This is a genomic window from Zobellella denitrificans (assembly GCF_002407485.1).
Lineage (GTDB): Bacteria > Pseudomonadota > Gammaproteobacteria > Enterobacterales > Aeromonadaceae > Oceanimonas > Oceanimonas denitrificans.
Genome location: NZ_CP012621.1, coordinates 1,315,574 through 1,331,006, shown reverse-complemented (window position 1 = coordinate 1,331,006; position 15,433 = coordinate 1,315,574). Strand labels below are relative to the sequence as shown.

Annotated in this window: 11 protein-coding genes; 2 read left to right on the top strand and 9 right to left on the bottom strand. The window is 65.0% G+C overall.

Going from position 1 to position 15,433, the window contains the following annotated elements:
- Positions 1 to 25: 25 nt before the first annotated feature.
- The 5 genes from AN401_RS06405 to AN401_RS06385 all read right to left on the bottom strand — a co-directional run bounded on the left by AN401_RS06405 (position 26) and on the right by AN401_RS06385 (position 7,580).
- Complete coding sequence (locus tag AN401_RS06405; RefSeq protein ID WP_096778831.1) at positions 26 to 1,528, bottom strand: CoA-acylating methylmalonate-semialdehyde dehydrogenase; 1,503 nt, start codon at positions 1,526 to 1,528, stop codon at positions 26 to 28.
- A 14-nt stretch (positions 1,529 to 1,542) separates the two neighbouring features.
- The gene (gene iolE, locus AN401_RS06400) at positions 1,543 to 2,433 is read right to left on the bottom strand and encodes a myo-inosose-2 dehydratase (RefSeq protein WP_096780312.1); all 891 of its coding nucleotides are present in this window, start codon (positions 2,431 to 2,433) and stop codon (positions 1,543 to 1,545) included.
- A gap of 204 nt (positions 2,434 to 2,637) precedes the next feature.
- Positions 2,638 to 4,491, bottom strand: coding sequence for a 3D-(3,5/4)-trihydroxycyclohexane-1,2-dione acylhydrolase (decyclizing) (iolD, locus tag AN401_RS06395; protein WP_198401816.1), 1,854 nt, complete (start codon positions 4,489 to 4,491; stop codon positions 2,638 to 2,640).
- A 2-nt stretch (positions 4,492 to 4,493) separates the two neighbouring features.
- A complete protein-coding gene (locus tag AN401_RS06390; protein ID WP_096778829.1) occupies positions 4,494 to 6,407 on the bottom strand; it encodes a bifunctional 5-dehydro-2-deoxygluconokinase/5-dehydro-2-deoxyphosphogluconate aldolase in 1,914 nt (637 codons plus the stop codon).
- A gap of 36 nt (positions 6,408 to 6,443) precedes the next feature.
- Complete coding sequence (locus tag AN401_RS06385) at positions 6,444 to 7,580, bottom strand: Gfo/Idh/MocA family protein (protein WP_096780311.1); 1,137 nt, start codon at positions 7,578 to 7,580, stop codon at positions 6,444 to 6,446.
- Positions 7,581 to 8,407: 827 nt separating this feature from the next.
- Between AN401_RS06385 and AN401_RS06380 the strand changes: the two genes are divergently transcribed.
- Positions 8,408 to 9,271 (top strand): MurR/RpiR family transcriptional regulator, encoded by an 864-nt coding sequence (locus AN401_RS06380; protein ID WP_094037932.1) that lies wholly within the window; start codon positions 8,408 to 8,410, stop codon positions 9,269 to 9,271.
- A gap of 34 nt (positions 9,272 to 9,305) precedes the next feature.
- Here the strand turns inward: AN401_RS06380 and phoU are convergent, their stop codons facing one another.
- From phoU to AN401_RS06360, 4 genes are read right to left on the bottom strand one after another with little or no spacing between them, the layout of a single operon-like run.
- Positions 9,306 to 10,013: a phosphate signaling complex protein PhoU gene (gene phoU, locus AN401_RS06375; RefSeq protein WP_094037933.1), complete on the bottom strand. Its 708-nt coding sequence runs from the start codon at positions 10,011 to 10,013 to the stop codon at positions 9,306 to 9,308.
- A 12-nt stretch (positions 10,014 to 10,025) separates the two neighbouring features.
- Positions 10,026 to 10,844 carry a phosphate ABC transporter ATP-binding protein PstB gene (gene pstB, locus AN401_RS06370; RefSeq protein ID WP_096778828.1) on the bottom strand — a complete coding sequence of 273 codons (819 nt, stop codon included), beginning with the start codon at positions 10,842 to 10,844 and terminating at the stop codon, positions 10,026 to 10,028.
- A 33-nt stretch (positions 10,845 to 10,877) separates the two neighbouring features.
- The gene (gene pstA / locus AN401_RS06365) at positions 10,878 to 12,527 is read right to left on the bottom strand and encodes a phosphate ABC transporter permease PstA (protein WP_094037935.1); all 1,650 of its coding nucleotides are present in this window, start codon (positions 12,525 to 12,527) and stop codon (positions 10,878 to 10,880) included.
- Positions 12,528 to 12,542: 15 nt separating this feature from the next.
- Positions 12,543 to 14,762 carry an ABC transporter permease subunit gene (locus AN401_RS06360; RefSeq protein WP_096778827.1) on the bottom strand — a complete coding sequence of 740 codons (2,220 nt, stop codon included), beginning with the start codon at positions 14,760 to 14,762 and terminating at the stop codon, positions 12,543 to 12,545.
- A 153-nt stretch (positions 14,763 to 14,915) separates the two neighbouring features.
- Here AN401_RS06360 and AN401_RS06355 point away from each other — a divergent pair, with 153 nt between their 5' ends.
- On the top strand, positions 14,916 to 15,416 hold the full coding sequence (locus AN401_RS06355) for a glycine cleavage system protein R (RefSeq protein WP_094037937.1): 501 nt from the start codon (positions 14,916 to 14,918) through the stop codon (positions 15,414 to 15,416).
- Positions 15,417 to 15,433: the final 17 nt, after the last annotated feature.

Below are 15,433 nucleotides of genomic sequence, written 5' to 3'. Positions count from 1 at the left end.
CGGGCTTCGGTTGGCGGCGTGGCGCTTACTTCATGGTCGGCATGGAGAACTCGGCGCCCTGCTGCGGCTCGGACGGCCAGCGGCTGGTCACCGTCTTCATCCGGGTGTAGAAACGCACCCCATCGGGGCCATGCACATTGAGCGGGCCGAAGATGGAACGCTTCCAGCCGCCGAAGGAGTGGAACGCCATCGGCACCGGGATCGGCACGTTGACGCCCACCATGCCCGCCAGCACGTCCTGGCTGAACTGGCGGCCGGCGTGGCCGTCGCGGGTGAAGATGGCGGTGCCGTTGCCGTATTCGTGGCTGTTCACCAGTTCCAGGGCCGAGGCGTAATCGGGTACCCGCACCACCGCCAGCACCGGGCCGAAGATTTCCTCTTTGTAGATGGTCATCTCCGGGGTCACCCGATCGAACAGGGTACCGCCGACGAAATAGCCGGCTTCATGGCCCGCCACCCGGAGGCCGCGGCCATCCACCACCAGCTCGGCGCCTTCGGCTTCGCCCTGGTCGATATACCCCACCACCTTGTCGCGATGCACCGCCGACACCAGCGGGCCCATGTCGTTTTCCTGGCCCTCGACCACGCCGGGACCGACGCGCAGGGCTTCCACCTGGGGCTTGAGTTTGGCGATCAGGCGATCGGCCACCTCGTCGCCCACCGCCACCGCCACGGAAATCGCCATGCAGCGCTCGCCGGCGGCGCCGAAGGCCGCGCCCATCAGGGCGTTGGCGGCCAGGTCCAGATCGGCGTCGGGCATGATCACCGCGTGGTTCTTGGCGCCGCCCAGGGCCTGGCAGCGCTTGCCGTGGCTACTGGCGGTGCTGTAGATGTATTCGGCGATGGGGGTGGAGCCGACAAAGCTCACCGCCTGGATGCGGTGGTCGGTCAGCAGCACGTCCACCGCTTCCTTGTCGCCGTGCACCACGTTGAACACGCCGTCGGGCAGGCCCGCTTCCTTCAGCAACTGGGCCAGGCGCACGCTGGCGGAAGGATCCTTCTCGGAGGGCTTCATCACGAAGGTGTTGCCGCAGGCGATGGACACCGGGAACATCCACATGGGCACCATGGCCGGGAAGTTGAACGGGGAGATACCGGCACAGACCCCGAGCGGCTGCATCAGCGAGTGGCTGTCGACCCCGGTGCCCACGTTGAGCGAGTGCTCGCCCTTGAGCAGGTGGGGGATGCCGCAGGCGAATTCCACCACTTCCAGGCCGCGGGTCAGCTCGCCCACGGCATCGGAATAGACCTTGCCGTGCTCGTTGGAGATGAGGCGCGCCAGCTCGTCCATGTTCTCTTCGAGCAGTGCCTTGAATTTGAACAGGATGCGGGCGCGGCGCAGCGGGCTGGTACCGGCCCAGCGCGGGAAGGCCTTCTGGGCGGCGGCAATGGCGCCGCGCACCTCGTCCGCCGAGCTCAGCACCACCTCGCGGCTCTGCTCGCCGGTGGCCGGGTTGTAAACGGGCGCGGTACGACCGCTATGGCTTTCGGTGATCTCACCGCCGATAAAGTTCAGTACTTGTTCCATGCTAGGTTTCTCCGTTACAGCAGGCCGGCGTTGCGGGCGAACGCGTGCAGATTGTTATAGCCCAGGGTGGCGTAGGTCAGGGGGTGGGCCACGGACGGATCCTGTTCGGCCTCCACCACCAGCCAGCCCTGGTAGTCGTTGTCTTTCAGTACCTCGAATACCGCCGGATAGTCGACGCAGCCGTCACCGGGTACGGTGAAGGCGCCGTCCAGCACGGCATTGAGGAAGCTGGCGTTGCGGTTGCGGGCTTCCTTAAGCACCTGTGCGCGGATGTCCTTGCAGTGCACATGGTTGATGCGCCTGGCCCAGCGTTTGGCCACCGCCACCGGATCGCCGCCGGCGTAGGTCATGTGGCCGGTGTCGAGCAGCAGCCCGAGCTCGGGGCCGGTGTGCTGCATCAGGGCATCCACCTCGGCCTCGGTTTCAATCACGGTGCCCATATGGTGGTGGTAGGCCAGCTGTACGCCCTGTGACAGGGTGTAGCGGGCGAACTCGGTGAGTTTGGCGCCGTACTCTTCCCAGCGCTCGGCGGGGAAAGGCGGACGCTCGCTCACCGGCTTGCCCTGGTCGGCATGCACGCAGCCGGTGACTTCGCAGAACACCATCACCTTGCAGCCCATGGCCTTGAGCAGCCGCAGGTGGTCCTGCACCGCCTCGATTTCCTCTTCCACCGAGCGCTGCAGCAGGTAGCCGGAATACCAGCCGGAGACCAGCTCCAGCTCGTGGCGCTGCAGTATGGGCTTGAGCAGCTCGGGATCCCGGGGGAATTTATGGCCCAGCTCAAAGCCGGCGAAGCCGGCCTGCTTGCCTTCGGTCAGGCAGGTGGCGAGCGGGGTGTCGCCGCCCAGGCTCGGCAGATCGTCGTTGGTCCAGGTCAGGGGGTTGATGCCCAGTTTTACGCTCATGGTGTTCTCCAAAATGTTGCACTCCAGGCAGACGATTCGGCTGCCGGGCGGCGGGATTGATTGGCCACTAAGCCGGCCCTCCGCGCCAGGGATGGCGCGGCGGAGCCCCCAGGGATGGGTTTACGGCGTGTCGGCGTGGGGCCGGTCAATCCCGCTTTCCAATCAAGTGGCAGACGCCTGTTTCAGGCCCTGCCGGAATATGGCTTACAAATTCTGCTGCTGACGGGCCTTGTAGGCCTCATAGCGGGCGCGGGCTTCCTGCACCTGGCTGCGGGGCGACACTTCCGGCACCGCCACGTCCCACCAGGAGCCGCCTTCTTCGGTCACCACCAGGGCGTCGGTGTCCAGGGTCACCACATAGGTGATGTCCGAGGCCTTGGCCCGCGCCAGCGCCGCTTCCAGCTCCTTGATGTTGCCCACCTTCTCGCCTTTGGCACCCAGGGCGATGGCGTGGGCGGCAAAGTCGGTCTTGGGCGCGCCGCCGGCCACCGTCAGGCAGTCGTCCAGCATGTTGTTGAAGCCGGGGCCGCCGCAGAACTGCTGCAGCCGGTGGATGCAGCCGTAGCCGCGGTTGTCGAGCACCACCACTATCATCTTCCGGCCCAGCATCACCGAGGTGGCGATCTCCGAGTTCAGCATCAGGTAGGAGCCGTCCCCCACCATCACGAACACCTCGGAGTCGGGTTTGGCCATCTTCACCCCCAGGCCGCCGGCGATTTCGTAGCCCATGCAGGAGTAGCCGTACTCCATGTGGTAGCCCTTGTGGTAACGGGTACGCCACAGTTTCTGCAGTTCGCCGGGCAGGCCGCCGGCGGCACAGACCACGATGTCCTGCTCCCCGGCGGCGCGGTTGACCGCGCCCACCACTTCCGCGTCGGTGGGAAGAGGGGTGCCGCGATCCGTGGTGGCCACGTCCTGGGCGTGCAGCCACTGGGCGCGCAGCTCGGCGGCTTTTTCTACCCAACTGCCTTCCGGCTGCCAGCCTTCGAGCCCGGCGATCAGCCTGGGCAGGGTCAGCCTGGCATCGCCCACCAGGGGCTGCGCCTTGTGCTTGTAGGCATCGAAGGAGCCGACGTTGATGGACAGGATGCGCGCGTCCGGGTGGTACATGGCGCGGGAGCCGGTGGCGAAGTCGCCGAGCCGGGTACCCACCGCCAGGATCAGGTCGCAGTCGGCGGCCAGGGCATTGGTCGAGGCCGCGCCGGTGACGCCGATGGATCCCATGTTCTGGGCGTGATCCCAGGGCAGTGAGCCCTTGCCGGCCTGGGTCTCGCCCACCGGCAGATGGTATTTGCTCACCAGTTGCTCCAGCTCCTGGAGCGCGCCCGAGTAGTGCACCCCGCCCCCGGCGATCACCAGCGGCTTTTTGGCGGCCTTGATGAGTTCGATGGCTTCGGCCAGCTCCACTTGGTCCGGGGCCTGGCGGCGCAGCCGGTGCACCTTCTCCTCGAACAGGTGCGCCGGGTAGTCGTAGGCCATGGTCTGTACGTCCTGGGGCAGCGCCAGGGTCACCGGGCCGCATTCCACCGGGTCGGTCAGCACCCGCATCGCCTGGGGCAGCGAGGTCAGCAACTGCTCGGGGCGGGTGATGCGGTCGAAGAAGCGGCTCACCGGCTTGAAGCAGTCGTTGGAGGTGATGGTGTGGTCGCTGAACACCTCCACCTGCTGCAGCACCGGATCCGGCTGGCGGGTGGCGAAGGTGTCCCCCGGCAGGAACAGCACCGGCAGGCGGTTGACGTGAGCCACGGCGGCGGCGGTCACCATGTTGGTGGAGCCCGGGCCGGCGGAGGCGGTACAGGCCATCATGCGCCGGCGGTTGTGGGTCTTGGCGAAGGCGATGGCGGCGTGGGCCATGCCCTGCTCGTTGTGGGCCCGGTAGGTGGGCAACACGTCGCGCGCCTGGTACAACGCCTCGCCCACCCCGGCCACGTTGCCATGACCGAAGATGGCGAAGACCCCCTCGAACAGGGGCAGGATTTCCCCGTCGAGCTCCACTTTCTGGGCCGTCATGAACTTCACCAGGGCCTGGGCCATGGTCAGACGAAGGGTGTGGGACATCTTCATTCTCCTTGATGACGCTGACGCCAGAGGGCGATCAGGTGATGGTAATTGCGTTTGATGGCTTCAATCAGACCCTGGTCGTCGAGCCGGCCGGCCAGCCAGTCGCGGCTGGGGGCGCCGAAGATGGTGCGGCCGATGGCAAAGCCCTTGACCAGCGCCTTGCCGGCGGCGGCGTTGAAGCCGGCCTGCAGCTCGGCCTGGGGCGCATCCAGGCCCAGGATCACCACCCCATGGCAGTGCGGGTCGCGTTCGGTGACCACGGCGGTGACCTCGTCCCAGCCGGTGCTCGACAGCGGCGGCAGCTTCCACCAGTCGGGCTTGACGCCGAGGTTGTAGAAGCGCTTGATGGCGCGCACGTAGAGCTCGTCGGTCTTGGGCATGTCCGCCGGCAGTATCACTTCCAGCAGCAGCTCGTGGCCGCTCTTGCAGCAGGCCTGGTACACCTCGGTGATCAGCCGCTCCTGCTCCAGGCGCAGCTCCACCTGATCTTCCGGATGGTAGAACACCAGGCACTTGACGATGTGCTCCAGCGGCCAGTCGATCAGCTGGCTGCCGATGTTGCCGTGCTCCAGGCGCAGCGGGCGCGAGCTCGGCAGCTCCAGGGGTCGGCCTATCCACCAGCCCTGGCCGGTGATCTCGTTCAGCACCGGCTGGCCGAAGGTGGTGTCCGCCAGTATGCCGGCACGGCCCTTGAGCCCGGCCTCTTCCGCCACCTGGCGGCCGGCCTTCAGGATCAGTTTTTTCAGCCGGGGGATCTCGCCGATATCCGCCCCCGCCTCGATGGCCATGTCCACGAACTGGCGACGGTGATCGAAGGCCAGGATGCACAGATCGTCCCACTCCCGATCCCGGGTGGTCACCCGGTGCAGGTGGTTGAGGCGCTCGTCCAGATCCGGGCGCGGCACCGACTCGGCGCGGGACAGGTAGTCGTCCAGCTCTTCCTTGCTCGGCATGGCCGGGGCGCAACCGTGGCGGGACACCACCAGGGCGCCGCAGGCGTTGGCGTAACGGCAGGCCTGCTCCCAGCCCTCGCCATTGAGGTAGCCGCGCAGCAGGCCGGACATGAAGGCGTCCCCCGCCCCCAGCACGTTGAGCACCTCCACCCTGACCCCGTACACGGTCAGCCCCTGGTCCAGGGCGGCGGGAATGGCGCCCTCGAACACCGAGCAGCCGAGCGGGCCGCGCTTGCATACCAGGGCGGCGCCGCTCACCTCGCGCACCGCCCGCAGGGCGGCGACGGTGTCGGTGCTGCCGCCGGCGATATGGAACTCTTCCTCGGTGCCGACGATGACGTCGAACAGAGCCAGCATCTGCTGCAGCTGTTCGGTGACGGCGGCGGACGGGATAAAGCGGGTCTCGCCGTCACCGCGGCTGGTCAGGCCCCAGAGCACCGGGCGGTAGTCGATGTCCAGCGCGGTTTTCACCCCGTGCCGGCGGGCGATCTCCAGCGCCTTCACCACGGCGGCCCGGGTGTCCGGATGCGACAGGTGGGTACCGGTGATGGCCAGGCACTTGGACGAGGCGATGAACTCCTCGTCGATGTCTTCCGCCCGTATGCCCATGTCGGCGCAGTTTTCCCGGAAGAAGATCAGCGGAAAGGTATCCTCGTCCTTGATGCCGAGCACCACCAGGCCGGTGAGCCTGTCCTTGTCGGTCTTGAGGTGGCTCACATCCACCCCCAGCCGGGCCAGCTCCTCGCGCAGGAAACGGCCCATGTGGTCGTCGCCCACCCGGGACAGCATGGCGGATTTCAGGCCCTGGCGGGCGGTGCCGTAGGCCACATTACCGCTGGAGCCTCCCAGGTATTTGGCGAAGCTGCCCATGTCTTCCAGGCGGGCGCCGATCTGCTGGCCGTACAGGTCGACGGCCACCCGCCCAAGGCAAATCACATCCAGGTGCTTTCGTGCTGACATTCTTCTCTCCTCCGGGACGGATCCCTCTTGGTCCTTTTAGTTGATTTCTTCCACGTGGATCCACTGGCGGCGCTCGGCCGACAGGGCGATGGCGTCCAGTACCCGGGAGACCCTCCAGCCTTCCTCGAAATCGGGCCACAGGGGGCTGCCGGCGGCGATGCCATCCACCAGATCGCGGATCTCCACGGTTTTCTGATCGTTGAAGCCGAAGCCATGACCGGCGCTGATGCAGAAGGCCGCATAGTCCGGGTGCTCCGGGCCCACCAGCAGGGTCTTGAAGCCCTGGCGGCCCTGGTCGTCGTCGTGCCGGTAGAGCTTGAGTTCGGCCATGCGCTCCTGGGTATAGCTGATGCAGCCCTTGGTGCCGGTGATCACGTAGCCAAGGCCCATCTTGCGGCCGCAGGCGATGCGCGAGGTCTCAATCTGGCCCATGACGCCGGATTCGAAACGCAGCAGGGCGTGGGCCTGGTCTTCGTTTTCCACCGGCAGCAGCCGGGACGGCTCGCGCGGGTCCGGGCGCTCGCCGATGATGGTCTGCATGTCGCCGCTCACGCTGGCTATCCGGGACCCCACCAGGTAGTGGGCCATGTTGATGATATGGGCGCCGAGATCGCCCAGGGCCCCCAGGCCGGCGCTGTCCTTGCGGCAGTGCCAGTCCAGCGGGGTGGCCGGGTTGGCCATGTAATCCTCATTATGGGTGCCGTAGAAGTGCACCACCTCGCCGATCTCCCCCCGCGCGATGATCTGGCGCGCCAGTTGGGTGGCGGGGTTTTTCATGTAGTTGAAGCCCACCAGGGTCTTGACCCCGGCCCGGCGGGCCGCGTCCACCATTTCGGCGGCGTCGCGGGTGGACAGCGCCAGCGGCTTTTCGGAATAGACGTGCTTGCCGTGGGCGATGGCGGCCAGGGCCATTTCCTTGTGCAGGAAGTTGGGGGCGCAGATGTCGACCACGTCGATGGCCGGGTCGGCCACCAGCTCGCGCCAGTCGCCGGTGGAACGGTTGAAGCCCAGGCTCTCGGCCTGGCGGGCCGCAAGCTCAGGGGTCACCTCGGCCAGCATCTCCCGCACCAGTTGCCCCTTGAGCGGGAACACCACCGGCGCCTGGGCGTAGGCGATGGCGTGGCAGCGCCCGATATAACCGGTCCCGATCAGTCCCACACGTACTTGCTGCATCTTTAACACCTCGATTTCTGGCGCCAGGCTGGCTGTCATATTTCATTTGCTTATTTATACGAAACAATTATTTCATTATCAACCCAGTGTGAAATATTTGTATGTAAATGTGATGCGGCACGCACTTCTTAGCGCCTGTTGATGATCTGCAGTACTCGGCCAAAGCGCGCTGCTCCGCCGACACGCCGTGGGAGGAGTGCCCTCTGGCCGACAGCCTACGCCTCGTCAGAAGCCATCGAAGCCTCCAATCAAGGCGGCCAGGCACTGCATAGCCGCCGGTTTGTGCCGCTGTAGCCGTCGCTGTAGGTGCCGCTGTAGCCGTCGCTTCAGCCGACGGGAAGACGGCGCCCAATGTCCACGCCCCACGCCGTTGGCAGCTTTGCGCCACGTAAACGGGCGCCTACAGGTGAGACATCACGCCGATCAGTTTAAAACTTAGGCAGTGAGGATTCTTGGGGCGCGGGCGGCCCGCCCGCATGAGGGTGCCGCCGAGGTGGGCGAAGGCACAACCCAACCCGCGCTGCCTGTTCTGCCTCAAACCTCTTTAACCCTGTGGTGTGGCGGGCCAGCCCGAGGGTTCCCGCTGCGCGGGAAAGCAGGCGGGCCGCCTGCGCCCCACCAGTCAGGTGCCAATCTGCAAACGTCGTTTGCCTACCGGCGAGAGTGGCCGGAGGCGCGAAGGAATGGGAGAGCTGTCGGCAATCTTTTTGCTCACTGAATCGATTAACCAATGAATGGAATGTTTATTTCGGCGCAATATTTCATTTACACTGGGTACAGGATCGTCGGCAGCGTGCCGGACGAGCAGCAAGCTTTAGAGAGCCATAATGTCAGCACCCAACACCTATTCCGAGTTACAGGATCTGATCCGCAGCCGTTACGGCGAGCTCAGCAAGCGGCTGCAGCAGGTTGCCGCCTATGTGCTCGACAACACCAACAGCGTCGCCTTCGACACCGTGGCCATCATCGCCGAACGGGCCGACGTGCCCCCCTCTACCCTGATCCGTTTTGCCAACGCCTTTGGCTACAGCGGCTTCAACGACATGAAGCAGGTGTTCCGCCGCCACCTGGTGGAGGAAACCGCCAACTATACCGACCGGGTGCGGTTGTTCCGGGAACTGGAGGACCAGGCCGCCCCCGAACGCCCCGAGGAAATCCTCAACGAGTTCGCCCGGGCCAACGCCCAGGCCCTGCAGCAGCTGGCGGCGCAGACCTCGGCGGAGGATCTGAACCGCGCGGTACAGGCCCTGGCCGAGGCGGAGAACATCTACGTCATCGGCCTGCGTCGCTCCTTCAGCGTGGCCACCTACCTCACCTATGCCCTGCGCCACCTCAACCGCCGCGCCTTCCTGATCGACGGCCTGGGCGGCATGTTCAAGGAACAGCTGGAACTGGTCGGTCCCAAGGACGTGGTGGTGGCCATCAGCTTCTCGCCCTACGCCCAGGAAACCCTGGTGCTGACCGAAACCGCCGCCGGCGTGGGCGCCAAACAGATCGCCATTACCGACAGCCAGGTCAGCCCGCTGGCTTCCTTCAGCGACATCTGCTTCGTGGTCAAGGAAGCCCAGGTGGACGCCTTCCGCTCCCAGTCCGCCAGCCTGTGCCTGGTGCAGAGCCTGGCGGTGTCCCTCGCCTTTCACGACGACAACGATCAGGGCGATAAAAAAAAACGCGCTAACGCGCGTTTCTGAATAACACAGGCCGCACCATGCGGCCTTGCTGGTTTTACCTGCCCAGCATATTGTGGATATCCTCGTCGCTGGTATGGCGCACGTCCTTGCCCTTGACGAAGTAAATGATGTATTCGCAGAGGTGCTGCACCCTGTCCCCCACCCGTTCCAGGGAGCGGGCACACCAGAGCACGTTGAGCACCTGGGGAATGGTCCGCGGATCCTCCATCATAAAGGTCATCAGCTCACGGATGATGGACTCGTATTCCCGATCCACCTTGTCGTCTTCCTTGTGCACTTCGATGGCCGCCTCCACATCCATGCGGGCGAAGGCGTCCAGCGCCTCGTGCAGCATCTTGACGGTACGCCGGCCCATGTTCTCCATCGACACCAGCGGCGGCTGCTTCTTGTTGGCGTTGTCCAGCAGCATCATGCCGATGCGCTTGGCCACGTCGCCGATGCGCTCCAGATCGGTGATGGTCTTGATGATGGCCAGCACCAGGCGCAGGTCCGAGGCCGCCGGCTGGCGCTTGGCGATGATGCGGGTGCACTCCTCGTCGATCTGCACCTCCAGGGCGTTGACCTTGTGGTCGTTGGCCACGATTTGCCGGGCCATGTCCATGTCCTGCTCGTGGATGGCGGTAATGGCGTCGCTCAGTTGCTGCTCCACCAGGCCCCCCATCACCAGCACCTGGTTCAGCACCCCTTCCAGCTCCACGTTGAACTGGCCGGAGATGTGTTTCTTGAGATTGATCTTGTCCATGGTTCGGGGTCCTTAGCCGTAGCGTCCGGTGATGTAGTCTTCGGTCTTCTTCTTGCTGGGGGTGGTGAACAGGGTGTTGGTGTCGCTGTACTCGATCAGCTCCCCCATGTACATAAAGGCGGTGTGATCCGACACCCGCGCCGCCTGCTGCATGTTGTGGGTCACGATCACCACGGTGTACTGGGTCTTGAGGGTGTTGATCAGTTCCTCGATCACCAGGGTGGAGATGGGGTCCAGGGCCGAGGTTGGCTCGTCGAGCAGCAACACCTCCGGCTCGATGGCGATGGCCCGGGCGATCACCAGACGCTGCTGCTGGCCGCCGGACAGGCCGAAGGCGTTGTCGTGCAACCGATCCTTGACCTCGTCCCACAGGGCCGCGCCGCGCAGGGAGCGCTCCACCGCCTCGTCCAGCCGGCGCCGGTCGTTGATGCCCTGCAGGCGCAGGCCATAGACCACGTTTTCGTAGATGGACTTGGGAAAGGGGTTGGGCCGCTGGAACACCATGCCCACCCGGCGGCGCAGGGCGGCCACGTCCACGCCCTTGCCGTAGATGTTCTGCTCGTGCAGCAGGATTTCCCCCTCGATACGGCAGCTGTCCACCAGATCGTTCATCCGGTTGATGCAGCGCAACAGGGTGGACTTGCCACAGCCGGAAGGGCCGATAAAGGCGGTGACCTGGCCCTTGGCAATTTTCATGCCCACGTTGAACAGCGCCTGCTTGTCGCCGTAGAACAGGTTCAGGTCGCGGATTTCAAGCGCGGTCTGCTCCTCGCTCAGCCGGCTGACATCCAGGGTTGCATCCTGGGCGAGGGTGGGTGCTACGTTAATCATCTCAAGTTACCTCAAAACTGTTGGCCGGTCCGATCAGTGATCGAGCGAGCGGAATTTTTCACGCAGGTGGTTGCGGATGCCGATGGCGGTCAGGTTGAGCCCCACGATCACCGTCACCAGCAGGAAGGAGGTCGCGTACACCAGGGGCCGCGCCGCCTCCACGTTCGGGCTCTGGAAGCCCACGTCGTAGATATGGAAGCCCAGGTGCATGAACTTGCGCTCCACATGCAAATAGGGGAAGTTGCCGTCTACCGGCAGGTTGGGCGCCAGCTTCACCACTCCCACCAGCATCAGCGGCGCCACTTCTCCCGCCGCCCGGGCGATGGCCAGGATCAGGCCGGTCATGATCGCCGGGCTGGCCATGGGAATGATGATGCGCCACAGGGTCTCCGCCTTGGTCGCCCCCAGGGCCAGGGAACCCTGGCGCACCGCGCTGGGAATGCGCGACAGGCCTTCCTCGGTGGACACGATCACCACCGGCAGCGTCAGTATTGCCAGGGTCAGGGCCGACCACAACACCCCGGGCGAACCGAAGGTGGGCGTGGGCAGCGCCTCCGGGTAGAACAGCCGGTCGAGGGAGCCCCCCAGCATGTACACGAAAAAGCCCAGGCCAAACACCCCGTACACGATGGAGGGTACCCCCGCCAGGTTGATCACCGCAATACGGATGATCTTGGTCAGGCTGTTTTTGCCCGCGTACTCGTGCAGGTAGATGGCGGCCACCACCCCCAGGGGGGTGACGATGATCGCCATCAGGATCACCATGAAGACGGTACCGAAGATGGCCGGGAAGACGCCGCCCTCGGTGTTGGCTTCCCGCGGTTCGCCGGTGATGAACTTGCCGATCTGCTTGAACCAGTGCGCCGTCTTGGCCAGGGTGCCCATGTCATTGGGCCAGGCCACGTCCAGCAGGCTGCCGAGCGACAGGGTCACTTCCTGGCCGCGCATGTCGCGCACCACCACGCTGTCGCGGCGGGCCTGATCACGCAGTTCAAACAGCTCCCGCTCCAGCACCTGGTAGTCGGCGCGCAGCTGCTGTTCCCGGGCGCGGATATCGGCCAGGGCGTCCTCGGTGGCGTTGCCGTCCAGCTCCAGCTTGCGCTGTTGCAGGCGCAGCTTTTCCAGTTGGAAGTTGATCTTGCCGATCTCGCCCCGCTGCAGCGTCTTCATCCGGTCGTTGAGCTCGAGCACCCGCTCGATGCGGCTTTGCAGCTGCTCGCGCACATCGCCGCCCAGGGCCCGATCGCCTTCCAGCACCCGTTCCACATAGCCGTAGAAGTTGCCGTGGTTGGAGCGTTCCAGCACCGCCAGGCCGGCCGGGGTATCACGGGAGACGATGTCGGTCTCCAGCAGCCAGCGGAAGTCGAGCGGTACGAACTCCCGGTTGCCGGTCTTCACCAGGTAACGGGTCAGGGTGTCCTCGGTCACCCCTTCCAGGCCGAGGCCGGCGCCGCGCAGCTGGGCCACGGGCACCGCTTCCCGGTCGTGGATCTCGCCGATCACGGTGTAACGCTCGCCCTCGGGCGAGGTCAGTTGCCATTCGTAGATGGTATGGGGCCAGAAGTAGGTGAGGCCGCGCCAGCCGATCAGCAGCAGCAGGCCCAGCACCGCCACCAGGCTGAGGCTGACCGCCCCGCCGGTCAGCCAGATCCAGGGCGCCCCCGATTTAAACCATTTATTCATGAGTCCTCTCGCCCCTTACATTGAGCTGTATTTGTCACGCAGCCGCTGGCGAACGAATTCGGCGACCGTGTTGAACAGGAAGGTGAACACAAAGAGCACGAAGGCCGCCAGGAACAGCACCCGGTAATGGGAGCTGTTGACCTCGGCTTCCGGCATTTCCACCGCGATATTGGCGGCCAGGGTGCGCATGCCGGCGAAGATGCTGAAGTCCATCACCGGGGTGTTGCCGGTGGCCATCAGCACTATCATGGTCTCGCCCACGGCCCGGCCCAGGCCCATCATCACCGCCGAGAAGATGCCGGGGCTGGCGGTCAGCATCACCACCCGGGTCAGGGTCTGCCAGGGCGTGGCGCCCAGGGCCAGGGAGCCATTGGTCAGGTGCTTGGGCACCGAGAACACGGCGTCCTCGGCGATGGAGAAGATGGTAGGGATCACCGCGAAGCCCATGGCGATGCCCACCACCAGGGAGTTGCGCTGATCGAAGCCGATGCCGAGCTCGTTGGTGAGGAAGCTCCTGGCATTGCCGCCGAAGAAGAGGTTTTCCACCGCCGGGCTGAAGGCGAAAGAGGCCCAGCCCACCAGCACCACCACCGGCAGCAGCAGCACGCTCTGCCAGCCTTCCGGCACCGCGTTCTTGATCTGTTTGGGCAGGTGGTGCCAGACGAAGGCGGTCAGCAGCACCGACAGGGGCAACAACACCAGCAGTATCACCACCCCCGGCAGGTGGCTTTCGATCAGCGGCGCCAGCCAGAGCCCGGCCAGGAAGCCGAGGATAACGGTGGGCAGCGCCTCCATGATCTCCACCGTGGGCTTGACGATTTTGCGCAGCCCCGGCGACATGAAATAGGCGGTGTAGACGGCGCCGGCGATGGCGATGGGCACCGCGAACAGCAGGGCGTAGAAGGCCGCCTTGAGGGTGCCGAAGGAAATGGGCATCAGGCTCAGCTTGGCCTCGAAGTCGCTGCTGCCGGAGGTGGATTGCCACACGTACTGGGGCTCGGGATAGCCCTCGTACCAGACCTTGGTCCACAGGGCGCGCCAGGTCACCTCGGGGTGTTCGTTCTCGATGTGGAAGCTGGACAACTGCTCGCCGTCCAGCAACAGCAGCAGGGAGTTGCGGGGCGAGATGGCCATGGCCTGCGCGCCCGCCGCCGCCTGCTTGTCGGAGAACAGGCGGGTGCCACCGGTGGTGTGGAAGATATCCAGGCCGCCGTTGGCGGAAGCGGTGATAAAGCCCTTGCGGTTCACCTCCGGGGTGATCAGTTCAACCGCGCCGCTGGCCTGGAACTCGCGGATAAAGGTGAACTCGCGCTTGCCGTCCCTGGCCACCTCGAACCACTGGGACACCTTGCCGTTGTCGTTGCCCACCAGCAGCGAATTGCCGCCGGCCAGCAGGGCCAGGGTGGTGATGTTGCCGCCGCTGGCGTTCATTTCGATCACGTTGCGCAGGCGCACCTTGTCGATGTTGCGCACGTCATAGATGGACACGGCGTTGCCGCTGCGCACGAACAAAAAGCGCAGGTTGGGGGTCAGCAGCAACTGATCGACCCGTTCGGGCAGGGCGGGAATGTCCACCTGCTCCGCCGCCAGCTCCAGTTCGCCGGTGAGGAAGTTCTCCTTGCCGGCGAAGCGGGTCAGGATGCCGGCGCCATCGGCAGTCACGGCCGCGGCCAGCAGGTTGCTGCCGCTGCGGGCGAAGTGCAGCTGGCTCAGGGCTCGGCCCTGTTCGTCCAGCACCAGGGGGCTGTCGCCAAACGGAAAGACCAGCTCGGGAGTAATGGTGCGCACATTGTCCGGGTAGCTGACGTTGAACTTGGGTGTCAGCACCAGGAAACGGCCGTCGTCCAGGCCGTAGGCCACCATGTTGCCGGTTTGACTTCTGGCCACGCTGGTCACCTCGCCCTCGACCCGGGCGCCGAGCACCCGCTCGCCCCCCCGGGGCAGGGAGTAGAAGCTGACTTCACCCCGGTCGTCGAAGTGGTAGACCAGCTCGTTCTGCTCTTCCACCCCCAGCAATACGGTGGAGCCTTGGCTGGCCAGGGCGATCTGCTGCCCCGGCTCCACTTTGGCGCCGTCGAAAATCGGTTTCACCACGTACAGCAGGTAGAAGAAGATCAACAAGAGGGCAACCAGCACCAGTATCCCGCCGGTGGTTACCCCTATTTGCGCCAGCCGGTCCTTGAGCCAGCGTCCCCTGCTGCCCGACAGCGCTATGGTTTGGGTTTCGGTCGACATCAGTCACCTCGGTAGATTTCCAGTTGCGCCCATTGTATGGCGGACAGATGACAGTTTTGTTACACCCGCGCCCAAGGCGACGGATGCCTGTAAAAAAGTTCGGAAAGGTGTATCTTGAACGGGCGGCACTTCATTTTTCCAAGGAGAGAACGGATGAAAACCCTGGTCGCCACCCTTATCGGTCCCGACAAGACCGGCCTGGTCAAGCAACTGGCCGCCCTTATCAAGCAACACCACGGCAGCTGGCAAGGCAGCGCCATGAGCGAACTGGCCGGCTATTTCGCCGGCATCGTCGAAATCCGGGTGCCGGAAGAGCACTGCCAGGCCCTGAGCCAGGCCCTGACCCGGCTGCCCGACTTCCAGGTACAACTGGTGGAAGGCAAGCAGCAGCAGCCCCAGGGCCAGCACCTCAGGCTCACCGTCACCGCCAACGACCGCCTCGGCATCGTCGACGAAGTCACCGACGTGCTGAACCAGCTCAATATCAGCGTCAAGACCCTGAAAACCGACAGCCACCCGGCCCCGGTCACCGGCATCATGCTGTTCGAGGCCAACAGCACCCTGATACTGCCCCATGGCCAGACCCTGGGCGACCTGCAATCCCGGCTGGAGGCGCTGAGCGACGACCTGGTGGTGGACATCGAACCCGGTTGAGTCGTCACAAAAGTGTC

What these genes read in the sequence shown, in the direction of transcription:
- AN401_RS06355 (WP_094037937.1), top strand. Translation starts at nt 14,916, where the DNA reads ATGAAAACCCTGGTCGCCACCCTTATCGGTCCCGACAAGACCGGCCTG.
- pstA (WP_094037935.1), bottom strand. Translation starts at nt 12,527, where the DNA reads ATGAATAAATGGTTTAAATCGGGGGCGCCCTGGATCTGGCTGACCGGC.
- AN401_RS06390 (WP_096778829.1), bottom strand. Translation starts at nt 6,407, where the DNA reads ATGTCAGCACGAAAGCACCTGGATGTGATTTGCCTTGGGCGGGTGGCC.
- pstB (WP_096778828.1), bottom strand. Translation starts at nt 10,844, where the DNA reads ATGATTAACGTAGCACCCACCCTCGCCCAGGATGCAACCCTGGATGTC.
- AN401_RS06380 (WP_094037932.1), top strand. Translation starts at nt 8,408, where the DNA reads ATGTCAGCACCCAACACCTATTCCGAGTTACAGGATCTGATCCGCAGC.
- phoU (WP_094037933.1), bottom strand. Translation starts at nt 10,013, where the DNA reads ATGGACAAGATCAATCTCAAGAAACACATCTCCGGCCAGTTCAACGTG.
- iolD (WP_198401816.1), bottom strand. Translation starts at nt 4,491, where the DNA reads ATGTCCCACACCCTTCGTCTGACCATGGCCCAGGCCCTGGTGAAGTTC.
- iolE (WP_096780312.1), bottom strand. Translation starts at nt 2,433, where the DNA reads ATGAGCGTAAAACTGGGCATCAACCCCCTGACCTGGACCAACGACGAT.
- AN401_RS06360 (WP_096778827.1), bottom strand. Translation starts at nt 14,762, where the DNA reads ATGTCGACCGAAACCCAAACCATAGCGCTGTCGGGCAGCAGGGGACGC.
- AN401_RS06405 (WP_096778831.1), bottom strand. Translation starts at nt 1,528, where the DNA reads ATGGAACAAGTACTGAACTTTATCGGCGGTGAGATCACCGAAAGCCAT.
- AN401_RS06385 (WP_096780311.1), bottom strand. Translation starts at nt 7,580, where the DNA reads ATGCAGCAAGTACGTGTGGGACTGATCGGGACCGGTTATATCGGGCGC.